The 2280-nt window shown below is 72.1% G+C and carries 4 protein-coding genes; 3 read left to right on the top strand and 1 reads right to left on the bottom strand.

All coding sequences use genetic code 11. The annotated features are described in order from the left end of the window. Nucleotides 1–653: APC family permease (locus tag G3I65_RS08825; RefSeq protein ID WP_166639839.1), on the bottom strand; the 653-nt coding region annotated here is incomplete at its 3' end. Nucleotides 654–733: 80 nt separating this feature from the next. Here G3I65_RS08825 and G3I65_RS08820 point away from each other — a divergent pair. The 3 genes from G3I65_RS08820 to G3I65_RS08810 form a co-directional block, all read left to right on the top strand. Further along, complete coding sequence (locus G3I65_RS08820; protein WP_160695657.1) at nucleotides 734–1510, top strand: GntR family transcriptional regulator; 777 nt, start codon at nucleotides 734–736, stop codon at nucleotides 1508–1510. Nucleotides 1511–1573: 63 nt separating this feature from the next. Further along, the gene (locus G3I65_RS08815) at nucleotides 1574–1954 is read left to right on the top strand and encodes a DoxX family protein (RefSeq protein WP_160695656.1); all 381 of its coding nucleotides are present in this window, start codon (nucleotides 1574–1576) and stop codon (nucleotides 1952–1954) included. A 103-nt stretch (nucleotides 1955–2057) separates the two neighbouring features. Further along, on the top strand, nucleotides 2058–2280 hold a 223-nt coding region (locus tag G3I65_RS08810; protein WP_160695655.1), incomplete at its 3' end, for an FAD-dependent oxidoreductase.

The following is a 2280-nucleotide window of genomic DNA, read 5'->3' as shown; positions in this document are numbered from 1 at the left end:
CGGGGGATGGTCCGGGCCGGGTCGCGGACCTCCTCGCCGAGCGTCGCCAGCCGCGCGTACCCGGCGAAGGCGAAGAAGAGCAGCCCGGCCGCTTCGAGCACCCCGCCGCCCCCCGGCCAGGCGAAGAGCGGCCCGCCCGCGGACGGCCCGGTGGCCATCGCCACGCCCGCGGCGGTGAGCACGAGCAAGGTGCACGACACGATCACCCGGGTCGCCAGCGCGGACCGGTGCACGCCGAAGTAGTTGACGGTCGTGAGCGCGGCGACCACCGCGACGGCGAGCAGGCTCCGCCACGGCTGCCCGAGCCCCGGCGCGGCGTAGGCGACGACGGTCAGCGTCATCGCGGCGCAGCTGGCCGTCTTCCCGGTGACGAATCCCCATCCGGCGAGGTAGCCCCAGAATTCACCGAGCCTTTCCCGGCCGTAAACGTAGGTCCCGCCGGATTCGGGATGAATCGCGGCGAGCCGCGCCGAAGACGTCGCATTGCAGTAAGCGACGACGGCCGCGACGACGAGCGCGAGTAGCAGCCCGCTGCCCGCGGCCCGCGCGGCCGGCGCGAACGCGGCGAACACCCCGGCCCCGATCATCGAGCCGAGGCCCAGGAAAACGGCGTCGGCCAGGCCGAGCCGGCGGGCGAGCGGGGTCGGACGCATCCGGGTGATCCTCCTTGTTTCGCACGTGTTGCGCGCCACAGCGAACCACGGTGCACGGGGAACCGAATAGGGTCGATTCCGTGCCCGCCCCTTCACGCCATTCCCGCCTGTCCGCCGACGGCCCCGTCCTCGACGGGATTCCCGAGCACGGCCGCGTCCCGCGTTACTACGCGGTGAAGGTCGAACTGCTGGCGGTGATCGCGGAACTCGGCGAAGGCGCGGTGCTGCCCACGGAACGGGAATTGTGCGAACGGTTCGAAGTGTCGAGGGCGACCGTACGGCAGGCGGTGAGCGAACTGGTGCTGGAGGGCAAGCTCAGCCGCCGCCAGGGGAGCGGCACCTACGTCGCCGGCCCGAAACTCGTCCAGCCGCTGGCACTGGTCAGCTACACGGAGGGGTTGCGCCGCCAGGGCATCCGCCCGGGCCGCAACGTGATCACGCTCGAACGGCGCCTCGCGGGCAGCGCGCTGGCCGCCGACCTGCAGGTCACGTCGGACGCCGAAGTCTTCCACCTCGAGCGGGTGCTGCTGGCCGACGAGGAGCGCGTCGGGCTGGAGTCGACATATCTGCTCGTCGAGCGTTTCCCGGACCTGCTGGACGTGTTCGACCCGGAGCAGTCGCTGTACGCGTGCCTGAGCGAGCGGCTCGGGGTGGTGTTCGACGGCGCCGAGGAGCGGGTCGAGACGGTGCTGGCCACCCCGCGCGAAGCCCTGCTGATCGGCACCAACCCGGCCCTGCCGATGCTGCTCATGCACCGCGTTTCGTGGGGCCCGGACGGCGTGCCGTTCGAGCGCGTGCGCTCGCTGTACCGGGGTGACCGGCTGAGCTTCACGACCCGGCTGGGCCGCGCGGACTGACCCCGCTGTCACGTTCCGCGCGACGCCCTCGTCCCTCCCGTGACAACCCACTGGGAGGACACCGTGAACATCGCACTGTGGAGCGGACAGGTACTGCTGGCCGCGATCTTCGCCGTTTCGGGCGCGCTCAAGTCGACCATGTCGCGGCAGCGGATGCGGGAGACCGGCCAGACCGGCGCGGCCGCCTACCCGCTGCCCGTGGTCCGGTTCACCGCGATCTGCGAGCTGTTCGCGGTGGCCGGGCTGATCCTGCCGGTGCTGCTCGGCGTCGCGCCGTCGTTGACCGGCTGGGCCGCGGCCGGGCTGGCCGTGGTCATGGTCGGGGCGATGGCGATGCACGGCAGGCTGGCGATCGTGCAGCACAAGGCGACCGAGTGGCGGAACGTCGGGATCAACGTCGCGCTGCTCGCGATCGCCGTGTTCGTCGCCGCCGGACGGCTGTAGATAACGACGGGATAACTCATCCGGTCCAATATTCGGAGCTCCTTCACGCTCCGTTAGCCGTCGGGTCAGCCGTCGTTGGCGCGCGGCCGACAGCGTGTGCGGCGTGCGAATCCTCATCGTGGGCGGTGGCGTGCTCGGCACGCTGCACGCCTGGCAGGCCGTCGAGCGCGGCCACGACGTCGTCCAGCTCGAACGCGAACCCGAGGCCCGGGGCGCGTCCGTGCGCAACTTCGGGCTGGTCTGGGTCGGCGGCCGCGCGTCCGGCGCCGAGCTGGCGACCGCGCGGCGGGCGCGGCTGCTGTGGGAGCGGATCGGCGAGCGCGTCC

Origin of the sequence: Amycolatopsis sp. SID8362, from assembly GCF_010550475.1 — a bacterium.
GTDB classification, from domain to species: Bacteria; Actinomycetota; Actinomycetes; order Mycobacteriales; family Pseudonocardiaceae; genus Amycolatopsis; species Amycolatopsis eburnea.
This window is presented reverse-complemented; position numbering and strand designations above follow the sequence as displayed.